Genomic DNA, 20,938 nt, shown 5'->3' on the forward strand with positions numbered 1-20,938 from the left:
CCATGTGGCAGTGGGCTCACCTGCTGGGGTTCAACCTCTACTGGTTGCTGGCGGTGAAGTGGCAGCAGCCGGGCCCGCTGCTGGCAATCTTGCTGCTGCACTTTCTCTTCTCACCCAGCCGCCAGCGTGACTGGCGGCTGCTCCCCATCGCGGTCGCCGGCTGTCTGCTGGATGCCCTGCTCTGGCACCTCGGCCTGTTCCGGTTCCCGTCCGGTTTTCCCCTCTGGCTGGTGCTGCTCTGGCTCGGTTTTGCCCTGACGCTGGCCCACGGTATGCGCTGGTTGCTGCGCTTGCCCCGCTGGCAGCAGGCGCTGTTTGGCGTATTTGGCGGTGCTTCCTCCTATGTGGCGGGGGCCGCCATGGGGGCAGTAAACTTACCCTGGGGCATCTGGATCAGTTCGGCGCTGCTGGCAGTGATCTGGATGTGGTGGTTACCCGTACTCCTGTGGGTAATGGTCAAGCTGGAGGGGGAGTCATGACAAACACCTTTTCGACCGACTCGTTGCTTTTTTCCAAATGGACCAAAGAGAGCCAGCATGAGCTCGCGGATCGCTTCTATCTGGTGGTTGCCTGCCAGCGGGATGCGCAAGGTCGGCTGGTGCAGGTGGTGATGCAGGATATCAACACCCTGCAGGAACAGGAGATGGACTGGCATGAACTGGAAGACCCCAACCACTGGCATATGGGGTGGAATTAACACGCTGCTTTTGGCGTTTACGCTCTTGGCTGCAACCGCTGTGCAGGCTTCTGCCGCCCCCTGGCAGCAGCTGCGCCCGGTCGGGCAGGGGGAGATGAACTGGCTCTGGTTCAAGCTCTACGATGCCACCCTCTACAGTGCGAACGGGCGCTATCAGCCCGGTCACTATCCACAGGCACTGACCCTCACCTATGCCAGATCCATCGAGCGGCAAGATCTGCTGAGCGCCACCGCCGCCGAGTGGCAGCGGCTCGGTCTTGGCACTGAGGTCGAGCGTCAGCGCTGGCTCGGCCAGCTCGCTGCACTCTGGCCCGATGTGCAGGCAGGCGACAAGCTCACCTTCTATGTCGACAAGGGCGGGGCAGGCCACTTCTGGTGGCAGGAGAAGTCCCTCGGGACTCTGGCCGATCCGCAATTCTCGGCCGCTTTTCTCGCCATCTGGCTGGCTGACAACAGCCGCGATCCCGCCCTGACCCGCCGCCTGCGTGGCCAACTCTGAACATGGAGTCTCTGATGTCTTTCTATCGTGCATACCGCTTGTTGCTGTTGCTCCCCTTTTTGCTGCTGAGTGGCTGTGGTGCCAGTCTCGATGACTATCGTGGGCAGGGGCCAAACTGGGATCTCGCCCATTTCTTCAACGGAAAATTGGTGGCTCACGGCCTGGTGACCGACCGCAGCGGCGAAGTGACCAGTCGCTTTCGGGTCGAGATGGTGGGTCGTTGGAAGGATGGCAAGGGAGAGCTGTTCGAACAGTTCTACTTTGATGATGGCCGCCAGCAGACCCGTACCTGGTATCTCAGCAAGGGCGATGATGGTCATTGGCGCGGTACTGCTTCCGATGTGGTGGGGGAGGCGATGGGTAAAAGCCAAGGGTTTGCCCTCAACTGGCGTTATCAGCTCGATCTGGCGCTACCGGATGGCGAGGTGGTGCGGGTGAGCTTCGATGACTGGATGTACCTGCTGGACGAAGAGCGTCTGATCAATCGTGCCGAGATCAGCAAGTTCGGTATCCATCTTGGCGAAGTGATCCTCTATATCGAACGTCAGCCCTGACCGTTAACGCAAGATAACGGCCAGTAAAAAGCGCGCCGATGGCGCGCTTTTGTTTACCGAAAAACCAGAGTCATCAGATAATGCGGTTCTCTTCCAGCATCTTGCGACGGGCCTCTTCCTTGGCCATCTTCTTCTTGCGGTTGTCGCAGGGTTCCGGGCAATCGCACTCTTTCTCGATGCCGACACTACCCAGACCGCCACAGGAGCCGGAGATGGTCTTCTTCTGGAAGATGTAACCGATAGCCATGGCGGCTATCACCAGCATGAATACCCCGAAGGTGATCAGAAAAATCTGCATCTCTACCTCTTACTTCTTGACCAGATAGGGCTTGAAGGCATCGGAGTAAGCCTCTTCAAAGCCATTGTCCGTCTTGGTGATCACGAAGATCGCCAGGCCGCGCTCGTTGGCATAGGCCAGGCTTTTCTCGGTCCCCATCACCATAAACACGGTGGCCAACCCGTCTGCAGTCATGCAGGAGGGATGGATCACGGTGACCGACACCAGACGGTGCTGGATCGGCTTGCCGCTGCGCGGATCTATGGTGTGGGAGAAGCGCTGACCATCCAGTTCATAGTAGTTGCGGTAATCGCCAGAGGTGGCCACCCCGTTGTCACCGGGCACGATCACCTCTTGCACCGTGCCGGTGCCTGCGGTGGGCTTCTCGATGGCCACGCGCCAGGGGTGACCCTTGCCGTTGACGCCATTGATCCGCAGCTCGCCGCCAATCTCCACCAGATAGTTGCGCGCACCCAGTGACTCCAGATACTCGGCTACCTTGTCCACACCAAAGCCCTTGGCGATGGCAGAGAGATCGACGTAAAGATCCGGAATGTCTTTTTGCAGGGTATCGGCATCCACCGAGGTGATGACGTGCAGGTTGCCCAGACCGGTCTTCTGGCGAGTCTGGGTGATCAGCTCGTCGGAGGGGACCTTGGTCGGCTTCTTGTCCGGGCCAAAGCCCCACAGATTGACCAAGGGGCCAACGGTGACGTCCAGCGCCCCCTGGCTCTCACGGCCAATGTGAATGGCCTCTGTGACGACCCGTGCGGTATCGCGGGAGACCACTACCGGTTTGTTGTCACGGCTCTGGTTGAAGCGCGACAGTTCGGAATCGGGGCGATAGGTCGACATCTGATCGTTGACCCGCTCCAGCAAGACATCGACCTCGGCCTGCAATTTGGCTGGATCGCTGATGGCGCTGTCCGCCACCTTGATGGAGTAGTAAGTGCCCATGGTGCTGCCGGTGATGTGGATCTCCGGCTTGGATTGGACCGTCTCCTGACCGCACCCAGTCAAGAAAAAGGCTAGCCCGAAGGCTAGCCAGGTCTTTACAACACTGTGCATGGATTAACCACCAAAGTCATCCAACAGGATGTTTTCGTCTTCAACGCCCAAGTCTTTGAGCATGTTGATGACGGCAGCGTTCATCACCGGAGGTCCACACATGTAGAACTCGCAATCTTCCGGCGCTTCGTGGTTCTTGAGATAGTTCTCGTAGAGCACGTTGTGGATGAAGCCGGTGTAGCCGTCCCAGTTGTCTTCCGGTTGCGGATCAGACAGCGCGACGTTCCAGGTGAAGTTCTCGTTCTCGGCGGCGAGCATGTCAAAGTCTTCGACATAGAACATTTCGCGTTTGGAACGGGCACCGTACCAGAAGCTCATCTTGCGCTTGGACTTCAGGCGACGCAGCTGGTCGAAGATGTGGGAGCGCATCGGTGCCATACCCGCACCACCACCGATGAATACCATTTCGGCATCGGTGTCTTTGGCGAAGAACTCACCGAACGGACCGGAGATAGTCACCTTGTCGCCAGCCTTCAGGCTGAAGATGTAGGAGGACATCTGTCCCGGAGGGGCAGTCCAGTTGCTCGGGGGCGGGGTCGCGATACGCACGTTCAGCATGATGATGCCGAATTCTTCCGGATAGTTGGCCATGGAGTAGGCTCGGATGATTGGCTCATCGACCTTGGACTCCAGCTCAAAAATCTTGAAGCGATCCCAGTCACCGCGATACTCCTCGGGAATATCGAAGTTCTTGTAGTGCACGTGGTGAGCCGGGGCTTCAATCTGGATATAACCACCGGCGCGGAACGGCACGCTCTCGCCATCGGGGATCTGCAGCTTGAGCTCCTTGATGAAGGTGGCCTTGTTATCGTTGGAGATAACAGTACATTCCCACTTCTTCACCCCGAAGATCTCTTCCGGCAGTTCGATATCCATGTCGGAGCGAACGGTAACCTGACAGGCCAGACGCTCGCCATGACGGGCTTCGCCCTTGCTGATGTGGTCCAGTTCGGTCGGCAGAATGTCGCCGCCACCGGATTTCACCCGTACCTTGCACTGGCCGCAGGAGCCACCGCCGCCACAGGCGGAGGAGACGAAGATACCGCTGCCAGCCAGCACGCCGAGCAGCTTGCCACCGGCCGGGCTGGTCACAGCCTTGGCCGGGTCACCATTGATGCTGATTGTCACGTCGCCCGCGGTCACCAGCTTGGACTTGGCGAACAGAATGACTGCCACCAGTGCCAGCAGGATCACGGTAAACATGACCACACCCAAAATAATTTCCATCTATCGTTCCTTTCTGATTGCAGGAAAGCCGATTACAGGGAGATACCAGAGAAGGACATGAAGCCCAGCGCCATCAGACCGGCGGTGATGAAGGTGATGCCCAGACCGCGCAGGCCTTCCGGAACATCGGAGTACTTCATCTTCTCGCGGATACCTGCCAGCGCAACGATCGCCAGCATCCAGCCTGCCCCTGAACCCACACCGTAGACCACAGACTCCATGAAGTTGTAGTCACGCTGCACCATGAAAGAGACGCCACCGAAGATGGCGCAGTTCACGGTGATGAGCGGCAGGAAGATACCCAGCGCGTTGTAGAGTGCCGGGAAGTACTTGTCCAGCGCCATCTCCAGGATCTGTACCAGTGCTGCAATCACACCGATGAAGGTGATGAAGCTCAGGAAGCTCAGATCCAGACCGGATACCAGAGCGCCATCTTTAAGCACGTAGTTGTAGATCAGGTTGTTGGCAGGAACCGCGATGGTCTGCACCACAATAACGGCAATACCCAGACCCATGGAGGTCTTTACCTTCTTGGACACCGCCAGGAAGGTACACATCCCCAGGAAGAAGGAGAGTGCCAGGTTTTCGATGAAGATCGATTTAATCAACAGACTCAGATAGTGTTCCATACCTTAATCCTTCGCCTCCACCTGCTTGGGATCCTTGGTGCGTACGCCCCAAATGATCAGACCAATGATGAAGAATGCACTCGGCGGCAGCAGCAGCAGGCCGTTGGGCACATACCAGCCACCGTTGTTCACCAGCGGCAGCAGCTCGATGCCGAACCAGGTGCCGGAGCCCAGCAGTTCACGCACGGTCGCGACACTCAGCAGAATGGCACCATAGCCCAGACCGTTGCCGATACCATCCAGGAAGGAGGGCAGCGGGGCACTCTTCATGGCGTACGCTTCGGCGCGGCCCATTACGATACAGTTGGTGATGATCAGACCCACGAAGACCGACAGTTGCTTGGAGATGTCATAGGCATACGCCTTGAGCACCTGGTCAACCACGATAACCAGTGAGGCGATGATCGCCATCTGCACGATAATCCGGACGCTGTTCGGGATCTGGTTGCGGATCAGGGAGATGAACAGGTTTGAGAAGGCGGTGACCGCCATGACCGCGAGGGTCATTACAAACGCAGTTTTCATCTGGCTGGTAACCGCCAGTGCAGAACAGACACCCAGCACCTGCAAGGCGATGGGGTTGTTGCCCAGCACAGGCGTCAACAGCAACTTCTTCATTTCGCTCTTGTCAGCCATTGTTGATTTCTCCTGCACGAACCTTGGCCAGGAAAGGACCGAAGCCCTTGGGACCCATCCAGAAGTCGAAGGTATGCTGTACGCCGTTACCGGTCAGAGTGGCACCGGAGAGACCATCGATCTCGTGCTCGGAGCCCGCCGGAGCATGGCCCTTGATGACGCGCAGCGCCGGCATGCCATTCTGGTCGAACAGTTTCTTGTCCTTGAACAGCGCCTGCCAGGCCGGGTTTTCGATCTCGCCACCCAGACCCGGTGTTTCACCGTGGTCATAGTAGGTGATGCCCTTGATGGTCTGGCCATCAGCGGCAACGGCGACGAAGGCATACATGGTCGACCACAGACCCTGACCGTAGATGGGCAGGATGATGCTGTCGATCTTGCCTTCGGCATCCTTGGCGAAGAATACCGGGATCTGCTTGGAGATCTGACGCAGGCTGGCCTTGTCGTCAGCGGCGGCAAGACGGATGCTGCGGGCCGGATCTTTGGCTGCTTGCTTGGTGTCGAAGTTGTCGGCATCGCCGTCAACAAAGTTACCGGTCGCCAGATCCACCAGACGCGCTTCGATCTTCTCGCCGTACAGTTTGGCCAGGTCGCGCTTGGCCACTTCGCTCACATCCACACCGGCTACGGCGAGAATGTTGCTCTGCTTGTCCAGCGCCTTGTTTTCCTGCTGGGTAGAACGCAGGCCCACAGCGGCAACGGATACCACGATGGAACAGGCCAGACAGAGGCCGGTGACCACGCTGACGGTGCCGAGGGTTGAATCTTTATTAAACGCCACGAGCAATCCTCCGCTTGATGTTTGCCTGAGCGACGAAGTGGTCAAACAGGGGAGCAAACAGGTTCGCAAACAGAATGGCCAGCATCATGCCTTCCGGGAACGCAGGGTTGACCACGCGAACCAGCACGACCATTACGCCGATCAGGGCGCCATACCACCACTTGCCTTTGTTGGTAAAGGCGGCGGAGACAGGGTCGGTCGCCATGAAGGCCATACCGAAGGCGAAGCCACCCAGTACCAGATGCCAGTGCCACGGCATGTTGAACATGGGGTTGGTATCGGAACCGATGACGTTGAACAGCAGGGAGGTGGCGATCATACCGATCATCACGCCGGCGATGATGCGCCAGGAGGCGATGCGCATGTAGACGATCATGGCCGCACCCAGCAGGATCATCAGGGTAGAGACTTCACCGATGGAACCCGGCAGGTTACCCAGGAAAGCGTCCATCCAGCTGATAGCCTGGCCGGTTGCACCGTTGATCAGCGCCATCTGGCCGCCTTGGGCCCACTGGCTCAGGGCAGTCGCGCCGGAGAAACCGTCAACGGCAACCCACACGGCGTCACCGGAGATCTGGCCCGGGTAGGCGAAGAACAGGAACGCACGACCAGCCAGCGCCGGGTTCAGGAAGTTCTTGCCGGTACCACCGAACACCTCTTTGGCCATCACGACACCGAAGGTGATACCCAGTGCAGCTTGCCACAGGGGCAGCTCGGGCGGCACGATCAGGGCAAACAGAATGGAGGTCACGAAGAAGCCTTCGTTGATCTCGTGTTTGCGCACCATAGCGAACAGCACTTCCCAGAAACCACCGACAAAGAAGACGGTGATATAGATTGGGAAGAAGTGGGTGGCGCCAATCAGCATCTTGCTGCCGATACCGGCAACAACCGGATCGAGGGAGGCGCCCAGCATGGTAGCCAGGGCATATTGCCAGCTGCTGGCACCAGCAGCCGAGCCCATGTGGGCAATGGCGGCAATCGCCTGGTTACCAACGTTGTACATGCCCCAGAACATGGCCGGGAACACGGCCAGCCACACCATGATCATCATGCGCTTCAGGTCGAGCGCATCACGAACGTGGGAGGCGTTGCGGGTAACGCTACCCGGGGTGTAGAACAGGGTGTACGCCGCTTCGAACAGGGCATAGTACTTGGCGTACTTTCCACCCGGTTCGAAGTGGTGTTCCATATTTTCAAGAAGTTGCTTGAAACTCATCGCTTAACCTTCCAGTTCAATCTTGGTCAGGCACTCACGCAAGATCGGGCCGTACTCTGTCTTGCCGGGGCAGACAAAGGTACAGAGCGCCAAATCTTCCTCATCCAGCTCCAGGCAGCCCAGTGCTTGCGCACCGTCGGTATCGCCGGAGACCATGTCCCGCAGCAGCAGGGTTGGCAGGATGTCGAGTGGCATCACCCGCTCATAGTTGCCGATAGGCACCATGGAACGGTCACTACCGTTGGTAGTGGTGGTGAAGTTGATCAGCTTGCCCTTCATCAGATGAGAGAGGGTGGTACGGGTGATAGAGAACTTGTTGGCGCTGGGGTTGATCCAGCCCAGGAACTCTTTCTCGCGACCTTCACCCAGCACGCAAACCTGATTGTGGTAGCGGCCCAGGTAGTCGTGAACACCTTCGGCTTTGGCACCACTCAGGATAGAACCGGAGATGATACGGTTTTCGTCGGCACGCAGCTCATTATTGGTGAGCTGGCTGATGCAGGCGCCCAGACGGGTACGCAGCAGACGCGGCTTGAGCACGTTCGGGCCAGCCAGTGCGATCACCTTGTCAGTGAAGATCTGACCGGTGGTGAATAGCTTGCCGAATGCAATCACATCCTGATAGTTGATGTGCCACTGCACCTTGGTGCTGCTGACCGGATCCAGGAAGTGGATATGGGTACCCGGAAGACCGGCAGGGTGCGGACCAACGAAGATCTCTTCCTTGACCTGAGCCAGCGGAGAGTGGGGCAGACTGCCTTCGCCTTTACAGACGTAGACGGCGCCGTCGGTCAGGCGGGTCAATACGGCCAGACCATCGAGGAAGGCCTGCGGCTGTTCCTTGATAATCAGCTCGGCATCGGCTGCCAGCGGGTTGGTGTCCATTGCAGTCACAAAGATGGCGCGCGGGGCAGACGCTACCGCGGGGACTTTGCTGAACGGACGGGTACGCAACGCAGTCCACTGACCTGATGCGACCAGGATCTCTTGCACCTTGCTGCGCTCGAGCTTGGCCAGCTCGGCAGAGGCAAAATGCTCAAACGTCACCTGTTCATCGGAACCGTCGAGGTCGATGACCACAGACTGGAGAACACGTTTGGCACCACGGTTGATCTCTGAAACCACACCGGTGGCAGGAGCTGTGAATTTAACGCCCGGATTCTTCTTGTCTTCAAAAAGATCCTGACCTTTGATGACGCGATCACCTACTTTGACGAACATAGTAGGTCGCATCCCCACAAACTCCTCGCCCAGTGTCGCAACACGGGTGATGGCGGGGCCATCGTAGATTACTTGCTCTGGCGCACCCAGCACGGGGATGTCCAGTCCTCTTTTGATTGTAATCATACTTACTTGCACTACCGTTACGGGAGAGGTTGGTTAGCGCCGAGAAATACATCACGACGGGTGGTTGAATGAGTCGATGTTGTGGTTGCACCAGGTGGGCAGGCTCAACAATTATTCAACATGCAGGCTCACTCAAAAGCGCTTGAGTTTACCACTTAAGGTGCATTTTCTGCCATGCCAAATGGGCAAAATCCCCGTGCCATCACAAAATTAACCTGCAATGAATAAGCCCCTGACACCTTGTAAGTAGTGGTTTTAAAGGTTTTTTTATTTCGATACCTCGATGGGGGTATTTGCCGTTGTCTCCACTATCAGCAAAAAGCCTTGATGCCGAAATATACCTCCTTGGATGTAGCCTTTTCGGGGCCAATGGGGGAAATATGTTTAATTTTTGTTGGCAGGTTCTCGAGGGGAATCCTGTGGTACAACCGGTTTCAGGAGAGTGACGGTTTGCCAACGCAGCTCGGGGTGCGCGGGGCGTGGCCTTTTTCCTGCCACTCGGTCTCGGTGTAGGTATGCAACGCCAGTGCATGAACGGCACCGGCCAGCTCATCGGCCAGCACCGCATTGACCTGACGATGACGGGCCAGCAGCCGCTGCCCTGCAAATTGCTCGCTGACGATCACCACCTTGAAGTGGCTCTCAGATCCCGGTTCCACTCGGTGCATGTGGCTCTCGTTGATCACCTCCAGCACGGTGGGGGAGAGGGCGGCGCTCAGTTTGGCTTCAATCAGTTGTTGGATGGTCATCGGATCGGCTTCCAGAGTGAATGTCGGGCCATTCTATCGGCAGTCGCGGGATGGAATAAGCCCCCGTAAGAGGGAAATCACCTGTCAGTTGCCCCCTTGATGCGCATCGAACTGGTGAAATTCCTGCTCCTCGCTAGAATAGCGCCACTTTGCGTCGCCCCTGGCGCCTGTATACACGAATCAAGCCGAGGTTGGACTCTTCCTATGCAAACCCTTCTCGACACTCCCCATTGCCAGCTCACGCTCTACCGCTATCCGCGCCAGAGTCAGGAGACCCTGCAAGCCTGGGATGCGGCTGACGAATATCTGATCAATACCCTGGCGGAGTCTCCCCTCGAGCAGGCGGGCCCCGTCATCATCATGAATGATGGCTTTGGCGCGCTGGCCGCCTATCTGCATCCGCACTCCCCCTGCTGCGTCACCGACTCCTACATCAGTGAGCGGGCGACCCTGGCCAATCTGGCCGAAAACGGACTGGATGCAGGCGGGGTTCGCTTGCAGGATGCGCTGGCGCCGCTGCCCGATGCCCCTGCGCTGGTAGTGATCAAGGTCTCCAAATATCAGGCACTGCTGGAGCAGCAACTGCTGGCGCTGCGGGAGGTGGTGACACCGGCAACCCGCGTTATCGCTGCCGGCAAGGCGAAGGATATTCATACCTCAACCCTCAAGTTATTCGAGAAGTATCTGGGGCCTACCCGTACCTCGCTGGCCTGGAAAAAGGCGCGCCTCATTCACTGCGAGCCGCAGGCAGAACGTCCCGCGCTGGCCAACCCCTTCCCGACTGTCTGGCCGCTGGAGGGGAGTGGCATGCTCATCCACAACCATGCCAACGTCTTCTCGCGCACCAGTCTCGATATCGGTGCCCGCTTTATGCTGGACAACCTGCCCATCCACAGTGCCCGCAAGGTGATCGATCTGGGCTGTGGCAACGGGGTGCTGGGTCTGTCGCTGCTCGCCAAAGACAGCGAGGTGGAGGTGACCTTTATCGATGAATCCTATATGGCGGTCGCCTCGGCACAGCTCAACGTCGAGCACAATCTGCCTGATGCACTGCCGCGTGCCCGCTTTATGGTCAATAACTGTCTCGACGGGGTGGCGGTCGGCTCGGCGGATCGGATCCTCTGCAACCCTCCTTTCCATCAGCTGCAGGCGATCACCGATCATATCGCCTGGCAGATGTTCAGTGATGCGCACCGGGTGTTGCCTCAGGGGGGGGAACTCTGGATAGTAGGCAACCGTCATCTGGACTATCACAACAAACTCAAGCGCTTGTTTGCCAACGCACAAGTCGTTGCGTCGAACAGCAAATTCGTTATTTTGAAAGCCATCAAACGCTAAAGCCAAAGGAAACCATGATGAAAAAGTCACTCTTGCTGCTGGCCGCCCTGATGCTGGGCGGGTGTGCCACTCATTGGCCGGAGACGGCGCTGCTCAATCCGCAGGTGATCCCCGCCAACCAGCAATACTACTCTGGCAATCGCATCACCATGGAAGGGGTAGACAAGCGTGAGGCTGCCTACGTCTTCTCCATCAAACATAAAGAGAAAGCCCCCGTGCTGGTCAACAGTGAGCGTCCGCTCAACCTGCTGATGGCCGAGCGGCTGGCCGAAGGGCTGCGCAGCCAGGGTCTGGAAGTGGGCAACAGTGGCACCACCAACCTGACGCTGGTGATCTCCAACGCCGCAGTCAATGTGGAAGAGAAGACCTTTACCTATGTCACCAAGTCCCGCGTCAGCCTGCAGGTGATCGCCGATTTCCAGGGCAACCGTCTGACCAAGCAGTTCAACATGTCCTCCAGCAAGGAGAGCCCGAGCGAGCCAAGCATGGCCGACCTGGAGTCTACACTGAACCTGCAACTGGGTAGCGTGCTGCAGCAGATCATGGCCGATGATGCGCTGCGCGGTTACCTGAAAGGTCAACCGAACGGTGCAGGGGTCTGATGATGAAAAAACTCTGGTTGCTGGCCATGCTGATCGCCCCGCTGGCGTTCGCGGGCCCGAAAGTCAGAATGGAGACCAACCACGGCAATATCGTGGTGGAGCTGGCGTCCAAGCAGGCGCCCCAGACGGTGAAGAACTTCCTGCGTTACGTGGCTGATGGCAGCTATGACGGCAGTATCTTCCACCGGGTGATCCAGGATTTCGTGGTGCAGGGTGGGGGCTACAACCAGCAGTTCCAGCAGCTGCCGACTTATGAACCTGTGGTCAACGAGTCGCGTGGCGGTCTGCCCAACAAGCGTGGCTCCATCGCCATGGCTCGCACCCAGGCGGTTGACAGCGCTACTCGCCAGTTCTACTTCAATCTGGTCGACAACAATAACCTCAACGCCGGTGGCTCTGCGGGTTATACCGTGTTCGGTCAGGTGGTGCAGGGGATGGAGGTGCTGAACAAGCTGGCTCAGGTACAGACCGGTTACAGCCCCATTCTGCGCGCCAACGATGTGCCGACCAGTCCCATCATTCTGAAGAAGGTGGTCTTGTTGGCAGAAACTCCGGCAGACAAGAAAGTCGACAAGAAAGCGGGCAAGTAATCCTCACCGGACGCGGTTCGTCACCTCGCCCTCGTCAGGCCACAATACAAGGCTCATCCCCTTCGGGATGGGCCTTTTCTCTATCCGGCCTCTTTTGCCTATCTCTTTGCTCGCCTTGGCTATCTGCCATCAACCTGCCAAAATGACGCACTTTTCCAAAGTCGTCAGGTAGTTGAACATGATCCGCAAACCAAGCTGGAGAGAGTCCCTCGCCGTCTATCTCGAATTTCGGGTGTTTATTCTCTTTGCCATGGGTTTTTCATCGGGTCTGCCGCTGCTGCTGGTGTTCGGTACCCTCTCATTCTGGTTGCGCGAGGCCGATGTCAGCCTGACCGATATCGGCTATATGAGCTGGGTGGCGCTCGCCTATGGATTTAAATGGCTGTGGTCGCCGCTGGTAGATCGCATGCCGCTGCCGTTGCTCTCCACGCTGCTGGGGCGTCGCCGCAGCTGGATGTTCTTCTCCCAGCTGCTGATTGCCGCCGCGCTGGTAGGCATGGCGTTCTGCGATCCCAAGACCGAGCTGGCCCAGCTGGCGATGTTTGCCCTGCTGGTGGCCTTTGCCTCGGCGACTCAGGATATCGTCATCGACGCCTATCGCATCGAATCCGCCCCCGAGCGGCTACAGGCGGCGATGGCTGCTTCTTACATGACCGGCTACCGACTGGCGATGATCATGGCGGGCGCCGGTGCGCTGGCGCTGGCGGCGTGGTTTGGCAGCAACAGCGGCTATGACTATCGTGGCTGGCAGATTACCTATCTGGTGATGGCGGGTCTGATGTCACTCGGGGTTATCACCACGCTGTTTTGCCACGAGCCGGATATCGATCTGGCCGAGCAGGGCAAACAACAGGCCGAACGCAAGGCGCAGCTCCTGGAAAAAGGGTGGCCTGCGCTGTTGGCTAGTGCGGGGGCTTGGGGCTATGAGGCAGTCTGGTGTCCGTTCGCCGACTTCTTTCGTCGCTATGGCAGCTCGGCGCTGCTGATCCTGGCTCTGATCGCCTGTTATCGGGTTGCCGATGTGGTGATGGGGGTGATGTCCAACAGCTTCTATGTGGATATGCAGTTCAGCAAGACCGAGGTTGCCACTATTACCAAGGTGTTTGGCGTCATCATGACGCTAGTGGGGGCTGCGCTGGGGGGCGTGCTGGTGATGCGCTTTGGCACGCTGCGCATTCTGTTTTTGGGGGCGCTGCTCACTGCCAGCACCAACCTGCTGTTTGCCCTGCTCAATCAGGTTGGCCACAACCTGGAACTGCTGACCCTGATCATCTCGCTGGATAACCTCAGCGCCGGTATCGCGACTGCGGCCTTCGTGACCTATCTCTCCAGCCTGACCAATGTGGCATTTTCGGCCACTCAGTACGCCCTGTTCAGCTCGGTAATGTTGCTGCTACCCAAGTTGCTGGCCGGTTTTTCCGGACAGGTTGTGGAGCAGATTGGCTACAGTGCCTTCTTTGTCGGAACCAGTTTACTGGGCTTGCCCGTGTTGTTGTTGATTGTGCTTGTCGCCAGAAAAGGGAGTGAGTTGCTCTCAACGGCTGACAAATAGCAAGCGTTTGCGTAGAATCGGGGGTGATTAGATTCACACTTCCGGATAAAGTTCCCGAGAAGTTGTTTCACCCCCAATTTTATTTGATTAGAATCCCTCTCGCTCCTTGTGGGCAGGCTACGGAAAACCTCAACTAACACACAAGAGACCAATAAAATGGCCAAATTTACCAAGACTCTGATCGCTGCCGGTCTGCTGGCTGCTGCCGCTACCCCGGCCTTCGCTGCTGACTACAGCGGTGATATCCACAAGAATGACTACAAGTGGATGCAGTTCAATATCATGCACACCATCGATCAGAAGCCCCATGGTCCGGATGGTTACAACGATACTTATTTCGAGATGGAGTTTGGTGGTCGTTCAGGCATTTTTGACCTGTATGGTTACGTCGATTACTTCGATATTTTTGACTCCAAGCACAGCGACAAGCACAAGCAAGAAAACCTCTTCATGAAGTTTGCTCCGCGTGTATCTCTGGATGCATTGACTGGCCAAGACCTCTCTTTTGGCCCAGTGCAAGAAGTTTACGTTGCCACACTGTTTAACATCGGTGGTATGCAAGGCCTGAATGATGCATTTGTAGGTCTGGGTGCAGACGTTATGGTGCCGTGGTTTGGCAAAGTTGGTATGAACCTGTACAAGCGCCATGCTAATGAAACCTTCGATTTCAATCCTGAAGCAAAAGGTTGGAATGGTCAGCAGTTCTCCATGAACTGGTTCAAACCTTTCTATACCTTCTCCAATGGCAGCTTTGTTTCTTATCAAGGTTATCTGGATTACACCTGGGGCATGAAAGCTCCTGCTCATTCCGATGGCTTGGGCACCTTCCACGGTATCTACTGGCATTCCGACCGTTATGCAGTTGGCTACGGTCTGAAGTACTTCAACGAAATCTACGGTATCGACAACTCTGACGCGCTCAAGTCTACCGGTTTCGGCCACTACTTCTCTGTTACCTACAAGTTCTAATAAAACTTGGGGTACAAAAAACCGGAGCATCTGCTCCGGTTTTTTTATGGCCGCGATTTAGATAGCGTGGCGCGAGTTATCAAGTGCGCCACGGCTGAGTGGATAAATCAGTCGCGGAAGTTCTGGAACTGCATCGGTTGACCCAGTTCGGCGCCACGGACCAGTGCCATGGTCTCTTGCAGATCGTCACGCTTCTTGCCGGTGACACGTACTTCATCACCCTGGATGGCGACCTGTACCTTGATCTTGGAGTCCTTGATCAGCTTGACCAGCTTCTTGGCGATCTCTTTCTCGATCCCCTGCTTGAATTTGACGGTCAGGTGGAAACGCTTGCCGGAGTGAACGGAGTCACCCACTTCCATGGAGCTGTTTTCGATGTTGCGCTTGAGCAGGGCGCCGCGCAGGATTTCGACCATCTGCTTGAGCTGGAAATCGGCATCGGCTTCCAGTTTTACCTCTTCCTTGTTCAACTCGAAGCTGGCTTCTACCCCACGAAAATCGAAACGGGTGGCCAGTTCACGATTGGCGTTGTCGACAGCGTTCAACACCTCGTTCATTTTGACTTCAGAGACAATATCGAATGACGGCATAGCCGGAGCTCCTCATGTTGCGTTATCGGGGGGCAAATCTACCAGAAAACGGGCAAATTTGCTGATTTTGATGGGGTTGCTCTGCTAGAATCCCCTGCGCACAGGACGGGTGGACCCGTTAGTGTCCACCAGCGACATCTTCACTTATCCCCGGTAACAGGTTGAGAGGATTGCAACCCTTACCCTGACAGAGTCACACCATGCCAAGCGGATTAAAAAATTCCCGACAGCCCGTTATTCCACCCGTTACTCCGAAGTGGTCACTGTTGGGTTGTGGCGCCCTCGGCGGCGTTTTTGCCTCCCTGCTGACCCAGAGTGGTCAATCCACCCGTGTCTTGTTGCGCGAACATCATAAGTCCACGCTCCATCCGGGGATCGATTTCACCTCGCTGGAGGGGCATGTTCAGTTGCTCAATATCGAGCGCGGATTTGTCAGCAAACCCGGCAAGATCCAGCGTCTGCTGGTGATGACCAAGGCCAGTCAGGTGATTGCCGCACTGACGCCGCTGGTGGGTAAGCTGGATGCCGGCGTGCCGATCGTGCTGCTGCACAACGGGATGGGCATTGCCGAGCAGGTGGTCGAGATGTTCCCGCACAATCCGGTGATTGCCGGTGTAACCAGCCATGGTGCCATGCAGTGCGGCCATTTTGTCTTCCGTCATACTGGCAAGGGTGAAACCTGGCTTGGCCCGATCAACGATGCCGCCAAGGCCCATGCCGCGCTCGCGGACGAGCTGGCGCTGGCACTGGGTCAGGCTGGTTGGGATGAACAGGTATTGACGCGCCAGTGGCAAAAGCTGGCCATCAACTGTGCCATCAATCCCCTGACGGCCCTCTACAAGCTGAAAAATGGCGAGCTGGCGGGCCCCCGTTTTGCCGATGCCCTGCAGCAGATCTGCGTGGAGGTGGCGGATGTGATGTGCGCCGAAGGAGTTGCGACCACAGCAGAGGAGTTGCAGCGTCGGGTGATGACAGTGGTGGAACTGACCGCTGACAATTACTCCTCCATGCATCAGGATATGGAGCTGGGACGCGAGACCGAGATTGAGGCCATCACCGGCTTCCTGTTGGCCAAGGCTGCCCGGCATGGCATTGCCGTACCGGTCAATCAGGGTCTCTATCAGGCGATCAAAGAGAAGAGCCAGGCCGTCTGATCTTTTACATGGCAGAGCAAGCTGCAAGGAGGCGAACGTGAGTGTACTGGTGCTGGTGGCTCCCGGGTCGGAAGAGATAGAGACGGTTGCGATTGTCGATACCTTGGTGCGCGCCAGCATCGAGGTGGTGCTGGCCTCTTGCTGCCCTGCCGGGTCTCGGCAGGTGAAGGCATCGCGCGGGGTGCAGCTGGTGGCCGATTGTCATATCGACGAGCTAACCCGTCGGGACTTTGAAGCCATCGTGGTACCCGGTGGGCTGCCCGGCAGCGAAGTGATCCGCGATACCCCGCTGGCCATCGATCTGCTCAAAGAGCAGGCCGCTCTTGGTCGCTGGCGCGCTGCCATCTGCGCCGCCCCTGTGGTGGTGTTGCAACATCACGCTCTGCTGGGTGATGCCATCGTCACCTGTCATCCCGGCTTTCAGTCCCGACTACCGACATTGCAGCTGTCACATGAGCGGGTCGTCAGAGATGAGGCTCATCGCCTGATTACCAGTCAGGGGCCGGGCAGCGCCATCGAGTTTGCGCTTGAACTGGTCCGGGTGCTGAGTGGGGATGAAGTGGCGGCCACTGTCGCTGGCCCTATGGTGCTGTCTTGAGCGCACTCTGCTGCAGAATCAAGCTGGTCATGTTTTGAAAAATGGGCCCCGGTCATCTTGATCGGGGCCCGTTTGTTATCTGCTGTTGTCGGTCACGCCATCTTGTCCGGCTCAGTAGTCGTACTGCGAGCACTGTTTTTTGTTGTACTCAGTTTTCCAGCGTGCCAATTCTTGCTCTGTGCCGAGCTTGTCCCCTTTCTTGATAGCCTGTTCCAGTATCTCAATCCGGTCGTACAGCCAGCGGCACTCTGCCGTCGGGTTGTTCTTGCCGATGCCGGTCAACGGCAGCAAACAGAGTCCCAGCCAAAGATATTTCATCCCGAACGCTCCTTGTCATTGTGGTTGTAAAGGTCTCCTTGGAGTCTACTATTTTAGCCGCAACGAGAGAGATAGAGCTGCGGTTATCCTTGGGGTAAGATGATGCCATGTCTGTTTATTTATACAGTGGTATGCGCAAGATCATCCATATCGACATGGACTGCTTTTTTGCCGCGGTGGAGATGCGGGACAATCCGGCGTTGCGGGAGGTGCCACTCGCCATCGGTGGGTCCTCCGAGCGGCGCGGCGTCATCTCGACCTGCAACTATGTGGCGCGCCGGTTCGGTGTGCGCTCCGCCATGCCGAGCGCACTGGCGAAAAAACTCTGCCCGCCGCTGGTACTGATCCCGGGGCGAATGGCGGTGTACAAGGATATCTCCCGTCAGCTCAGGGCCATTTTCCTGCGCTATACCGATCAGGTTGAACCGCTGTCACTGGACGAGGCTTACCTCGATGTGACCCACAGTCGTTGCTGTGGCGGCAGCGCCACCCTGATGGCACAAGAGATCCGGCAAGCCATCGTCACCGAACTGGGGTTGACCGCCTCGGCCGGAGTGGCCCCCAACAAGTTTCTCGCCAAGCTCGCCTCGGAGCAGCGCAAACCCGATGGTCTGTTTGTCATTCGTCCCGATGAAGTGGCCGAATTTGTCTGCCAGTTGCCCCTCGGCAAACTGCCCGGGGTGGGGCGCAAGACTGCCGAGCGGCTGGAGGCTCAGGGGCTTTACACCTGTGAGGATGCGCGGGCCTTGTCGGCACAAGAGCTGTGCAGCCGTTTTGGCAAGCTGGGAGAGATGTTGACGACCCGGATCTGGGGGCTGGATGAACAGCCGGTGCAGGCGCACCGGATCCGCAAAACCATCGGGGTGGAGACCACCCTGGCGAGCGATGTTTGTGACGAAGCCGCCTGCCTGACGGTATTGCAGCAACTGCTGCCGGAGCTTGAGCGGCGATTTCAGCTGGCGTGCCCTGCCGAGCAGGTGATGGGGCAGGGGATTAAACTCAAGTTTGCCGACTTCCACCAGACCACAGTCTATCGCAGTCAGGGGGGCTATCAGCCAGCCTTGTTCGTTCCCCTGCTCAAAGAGGGGCTACAGCGGGCGCAAGGTCGTTCGGTTCGCCTGCTGGGCTTGGTGGTGGGTTTGCCAAAAGAGGGTGAAGTTAATCAACTCTCGCTGGATTTGCTGTGAGAGAGTTAAGTTTTTGTTTATAAAGTCGATAATCTATCCATATCTGTATGACGTAGGAATATTGGCATGAGCGCTCTTTCTGTCCAGGGTCGGATTACCCTGATCGCCGGTTGCTGTCTGTTGGTGACAGCCGCCGCTCTGGTTGCCTCTTCGATTTACAACGCGAACAAGATGCAACAGCAGGTGCGGCAAGCCACCATGCACGAGGCGCAGCAGTCTGCCGAGAACTGGATGAAGGCGATGGGCTCGGAGCAGGCGGCCAAGGTGACCAGCTATCTCGATGAGGCCTATTTCCGCGCCAGTTTGCTGGCGGAGAGTGTGTTGTTCCAGCGCAAGAATGCGGCCGAGAACTTTGTCCATTCGGAGGCGCTGCGCAGCGCCGTCAATCAGCAACTGCATGATGCCGTTGCCTCATCGACCAATCTGCTTGGTGTCTATGCGGTGTTCGAGCCTGACCAGCTTGATGGGGAAGACAGCAACTATCAGGGCTCCACGGCACTGGGTTCCAACGACAAGGGGCGTTTTTCCAGTTACTGGGCCTATGACAACGGCAAGATAGAGCCGGAAGTGCAGAATGAGGATGTACTGGCCGATGAGAGCCCGACCGAGGCTGGTGGAATCGAAAACGAGTGGTATCGCTGCAGTATTCGCACCCGTTCCCTCTGCCTGCTGGAGCCCTATCTGGACGATGTGGGCGATAAACAGATATTGATGACCTCGGTGACGGTCCCGCTACTGGAGCAGGAGACTTTGCTGGGGATGGTCGGGGTCGATATCTCGCTGGCCACTTTGCAGAGTCTGGTCAGTACCATGGACAAGGAGCTCTATGACGGCAAGGGCAGAATCTTGCTGGTCAGTCACGAGGGGCGCGTGGCGGGAGCCGATGAGTTCGATGTGACCATGGGGCGTGGGCTGGATCAGAAGTATCAGGGGCTGGCCAGCGAGCTGAAAGGCTGGCTCAGTCAGGGGCAGGAGCTGACTCGCTGGAGCAGCGATGGCACCTTGTTGCAGACCTTTGTCCCGGTATCCATGCGTGGCACCGACCGTAAATGGGGCATCTACATTGAATTGCCACGGGCAGTAGTACTGGCATCGGCTCAGCAACTGCAAGATGAGCTGGCCAGTGAGGCCAATCGCAGCGTGGTCTCGCAGTTGTCGATTGGAGTGCTGATCTCGCTGGTGGCCCTGAGCTTTATCTGGTTGATGGCGCGCCAGATTGTGGCGCCCATCCGCGCTGTAGTTGCCCGTCTCAAGGATATCGCCAGCGGCGAGGGGGATTTGACCCAGCGCATCGAGATCCAGCGGCAAGACGAGATCGGCGAGCTGGCCAAGTGGTTCAACAGCTTCCTCAACAAGTTGCAATCCACCATCAGTCAGGTGATTGATACCGTCTCCGGTACGCGCAACAGTGCCGAGCGAGCCGCGCAAGTGGCCGAGCGCACCAGCAGTGGCATGCAGGCCCAGTATCAGGAGATCGATCTGGTGGCGACGGCATTTGAAGAGCTGAGCGCCACGGCGTTGCAGGTCTCCGGTAATGCCGGCTCGGCGGTGGCGGCTGCCAACACCACTGATGCTGCGGCGCAAGAGGGCAAATATGTCGTTGCCGACACCCAGGAGGCGATGCGCAAGCTGATGACCATCATCAACGATGCCCAGCCGGTGGTGGAACGGCTCTCCGCCAACAGCGACAACATCAATGACATCCTCATCGTGATCCAGGGGATTGCCGAGCAGACCAACTTGCTGGCGCTGAATGCAGCTATTGAAGCGGCGCGGGCCGGTGAGCAGGGCCGTGGCTTTGCCGTGGTGGCCGATGAGGTGCGCAATCTGGCGGGTCGCACCCAGAATGCCATCGTCGAGATCCAGACCCTGATCAGCCAACTGCAATCCGGTACCGGCGCCGTGGTCAAGGCGATCCGCGATGGTCATGGTCAGGCTGACGAGACCCTCGCCAAGGTGGATCTCTCGGTGCAGGTGCTGGAGCAGATTATCCAGTCGGTCTCCACCATCCATCAGATGAACGAGCAGATTGCCCGGGCGGCGCAGGAGCAGAGCCGGGTGGCGGACGAGATCAACCGCAACGTCAGCAACATTCGCGATGTGAGCCACACCATTCGGGCCGAGGCGGCGACCTCCGCCGAAAATGGTCGCGAGCTCTCTGCGCTGGCGGACAAGCAGCAGCAGCTGGTGGGGCAGTTCAAGGTATAGAAGGGATGAAAAAAGGCGCCATCCAGCTGGAGGCGCCAAACACATTCAGATGACAGACTGGGTCAAACCGGTGAGATTTGAGCCCCTCTTCCCGCAGAGGAAGAAACACAACACCACAATCGCAGTCGAAAGACTCACTAAAAACACAT

General features: G+C 57.6%; 24 protein-coding genes. 13 read left to right on the forward strand and 11 right to left on the reverse strand.

Features of this window, described 5'->3' with window-relative positions; genetic code table 11:
• Positions 1–2 precede the first annotated feature (2 nt).
• From AB5Z02_RS15300 to AB5Z02_RS15315, 4 genes are read left to right on the forward strand one after another with little or no spacing between them, the layout of a single operon-like run.
• A complete protein-coding gene (locus tag AB5Z02_RS15300; protein WP_368216379.1) occupies positions 3–479 on the forward strand; it encodes a DUF2878 domain-containing protein in 477 nt (158 codons plus the stop codon).
• On the forward strand, positions 476–697 hold the full coding sequence (locus AB5Z02_RS15305; protein WP_139748125.1) for a TIGR02450 family Trp-rich protein: 222 nt from the start codon (positions 476–478) through the stop codon (positions 695–697). Before AB5Z02_RS15300 ends, AB5Z02_RS15305 begins: the two co-directional genes overlap by 4 nt.
• Positions 654–1,196, forward strand: a complete 543-nt coding sequence (locus AB5Z02_RS15310) for a chalcone isomerase family protein (protein ID WP_368216380.1) — start codon at positions 654–656, stop codon at positions 1,194–1,196. The genes AB5Z02_RS15305 and AB5Z02_RS15310 overlap by 44 nt, the downstream gene beginning before the upstream one ends.
• Before the next feature lie 14 nt (positions 1,197–1,210).
• The gene (locus AB5Z02_RS15315; RefSeq protein ID WP_368216381.1) at positions 1,211–1,750 is read left to right on the forward strand and encodes a DUF3833 domain-containing protein; all 540 of its coding nucleotides are present in this window, start codon (positions 1,211–1,213) and stop codon (positions 1,748–1,750) included.
• A 73-nt stretch (positions 1,751–1,823) separates the two neighbouring features.
• Here the strand turns inward: AB5Z02_RS15315 and nqrM are convergent, their stop codons facing one another.
• The 9 genes from nqrM to AB5Z02_RS15360 all read right to left on the reverse strand — a co-directional run bounded on the left by nqrM (position 1,824) and on the right by AB5Z02_RS15360 (position 9,683).
• Positions 1,824–2,048 (reverse strand): (Na+)-NQR maturation NqrM, encoded by a 225-nt coding sequence (nqrM, locus tag AB5Z02_RS15320; protein WP_005338668.1) that lies wholly within the window; start codon positions 2,046–2,048, stop codon positions 1,824–1,826.
• Positions 2,049–2,057: 9 nt separating this feature from the next.
• Positions 2,058–3,095: an FAD:protein FMN transferase ApbE gene (locus AB5Z02_RS15325; protein WP_005338666.1), complete on the reverse strand. Its 1,038-nt coding sequence runs from the start codon at positions 3,093–3,095 to the stop codon at positions 2,058–2,060.
• A gap of 3 nt (positions 3,096–3,098) precedes the next feature.
• The gene (gene nqrF, locus AB5Z02_RS15330; protein WP_005338656.1) at positions 3,099–4,322 is read right to left on the reverse strand and encodes an NADH:ubiquinone reductase (Na(+)-transporting) subunit F; all 1,224 of its coding nucleotides are present in this window, start codon (positions 4,320–4,322) and stop codon (positions 3,099–3,101) included.
• Between the two features lie 32 nt (positions 4,323–4,354).
• Entirely contained in the window at positions 4,355–4,951 is a 597-nt protein-coding gene (nqrE, locus tag AB5Z02_RS15335) for an NADH:ubiquinone reductase (Na(+)-transporting) subunit E (protein WP_005338645.1), read from the reverse strand.
• A 3-nt stretch (positions 4,952–4,954) separates the two neighbouring features.
• Entirely contained in the window at positions 4,955–5,587 is a 633-nt protein-coding gene (locus tag AB5Z02_RS15340; protein ID WP_005338644.1) for an NADH:ubiquinone reductase (Na(+)-transporting) subunit D, read from the reverse strand.
• A complete protein-coding gene (locus AB5Z02_RS15345; RefSeq protein WP_127006377.1) occupies positions 5,580–6,368 on the reverse strand; it encodes a Na(+)-translocating NADH-quinone reductase subunit C in 789 nt (262 codons plus the stop codon). Before AB5Z02_RS15345 ends, AB5Z02_RS15340 begins: the two co-directional genes overlap by 8 nt.
• Complete coding sequence (locus tag AB5Z02_RS15350) at positions 6,358–7,587, reverse strand: NADH:ubiquinone reductase (Na(+)-transporting) subunit B (protein WP_227273159.1); 1,230 nt, start codon at positions 7,585–7,587, stop codon at positions 6,358–6,360. Before AB5Z02_RS15350 ends, AB5Z02_RS15345 begins: the two co-directional genes overlap by 11 nt.
• Positions 7,588–7,590: 3 nt before the next feature.
• On the reverse strand, positions 7,591–8,934 hold the full coding sequence (locus AB5Z02_RS15355; RefSeq protein WP_005349684.1) for a Na(+)-translocating NADH-quinone reductase subunit A: 1,344 nt from the start codon (positions 8,932–8,934) through the stop codon (positions 7,591–7,593).
• Positions 8,935–9,368: 434 nt separating this feature from the next.
• On the reverse strand, positions 9,369–9,683 hold the full coding sequence (locus tag AB5Z02_RS15360) for a BolA family transcriptional regulator (RefSeq protein ID WP_180349352.1): 315 nt from the start codon (positions 9,681–9,683) through the stop codon (positions 9,369–9,371).
• Positions 9,684–9,887: 204 nt separating this feature from the next.
• On the opposite strand from AB5Z02_RS15360, the gene AB5Z02_RS15365 reads away from it, so the two are divergent.
• The 5 genes from AB5Z02_RS15365 (at position 9,888) to AB5Z02_RS15385 (ending at position 14,734) form a co-directional block, all read left to right on the forward strand.
• On the forward strand, positions 9,888–11,021 hold the full coding sequence (locus AB5Z02_RS15365) for a methyltransferase (protein WP_368216383.1): 1,134 nt from the start codon (positions 9,888–9,890) through the stop codon (positions 11,019–11,021).
• Between the two features lie 17 nt (positions 11,022–11,038).
• Positions 11,039–11,623: a YajG family lipoprotein gene (locus AB5Z02_RS15370; RefSeq protein WP_005349692.1), complete on the forward strand. Its 585-nt coding sequence runs from the start codon at positions 11,039–11,041 to the stop codon at positions 11,621–11,623.
• A gap of 2 nt (positions 11,624–11,625) precedes the next feature.
• Complete coding sequence (locus AB5Z02_RS15375; RefSeq protein WP_368216477.1) at positions 11,626–12,213, forward strand: peptidylprolyl isomerase; 588 nt, start codon at positions 11,626–11,628, stop codon at positions 12,211–12,213.
• A 172-nt stretch (positions 12,214–12,385) separates the two neighbouring features.
• Entirely contained in the window at positions 12,386–13,765 is a 1,380-nt protein-coding gene (locus AB5Z02_RS15380; RefSeq protein ID WP_041202292.1) for an MFS transporter, read from the forward strand.
• A 156-nt stretch (positions 13,766–13,921) separates the two neighbouring features.
• On the forward strand, positions 13,922–14,734 hold the full coding sequence (locus AB5Z02_RS15385) for an outer membrane protein OmpK (RefSeq protein WP_064338585.1): 813 nt from the start codon (positions 13,922–13,924) through the stop codon (positions 14,732–14,734).
• A 107-nt stretch (positions 14,735–14,841) separates the two neighbouring features.
• Here the strand turns inward: AB5Z02_RS15385 and AB5Z02_RS15390 are convergent, their stop codons facing one another.
• Positions 14,842–15,324, reverse strand: coding sequence for a YajQ family cyclic di-GMP-binding protein (locus tag AB5Z02_RS15390; protein ID WP_005338634.1), 483 nt, complete (start codon positions 15,322–15,324; stop codon positions 14,842–14,844).
• 200 nt (positions 15,325–15,524) lie between these two features.
• Here AB5Z02_RS15390 and AB5Z02_RS15395 point away from each other — a divergent pair, with 200 nt between their 5' ends.
• Together AB5Z02_RS15395 and AB5Z02_RS15400 are read left to right on the forward strand one after the other, a co-directional pair.
• Positions 15,525–16,478: a ketopantoate reductase family protein gene (locus AB5Z02_RS15395; RefSeq protein WP_103251868.1), complete on the forward strand. Its 954-nt coding sequence runs from the start codon at positions 15,525–15,527 to the stop codon at positions 16,476–16,478.
• Between the two features lie 37 nt (positions 16,479–16,515).
• Complete coding sequence (locus tag AB5Z02_RS15400; protein WP_323935523.1) at positions 16,516–17,076, forward strand: DJ-1 family glyoxalase III; 561 nt, start codon at positions 16,516–16,518, stop codon at positions 17,074–17,076.
• A gap of 111 nt (positions 17,077–17,187) precedes the next feature.
• On the opposite strand, the gene AB5Z02_RS15405 is transcribed toward AB5Z02_RS15400, so the two are convergent.
• Complete coding sequence (locus AB5Z02_RS15405; RefSeq protein WP_005338629.1) at positions 17,188–17,394, reverse strand: hypothetical protein; 207 nt, start codon at positions 17,392–17,394, stop codon at positions 17,188–17,190.
• Between the two features lie 131 nt (positions 17,395–17,525).
• Between AB5Z02_RS15405 and dinB the strand changes: the two genes are divergently transcribed.
• Together dinB and AB5Z02_RS15415 are read left to right on the forward strand one after the other, a co-directional pair.
• Positions 17,526–18,581, forward strand: coding sequence for a DNA polymerase IV (gene dinB / locus AB5Z02_RS15410; RefSeq protein ID WP_080559470.1), 1,056 nt, complete (start codon positions 17,526–17,528; stop codon positions 18,579–18,581).
• A 66-nt stretch (positions 18,582–18,647) separates the two neighbouring features.
• Positions 18,648–20,789, forward strand: coding sequence for a methyl-accepting chemotaxis protein (locus AB5Z02_RS15415; protein ID WP_111899939.1), 2,142 nt, complete (start codon positions 18,648–18,650; stop codon positions 20,787–20,789).
• Positions 20,790–20,938: the final 149 nt, after the last annotated feature.

This window comes from Aeromonas sp. R2-3, assembly GCF_040908375.1.
Classification (GTDB): domain Bacteria; phylum Pseudomonadota; class Gammaproteobacteria; order Enterobacterales; family Aeromonadaceae; genus Aeromonas; species Aeromonas veronii.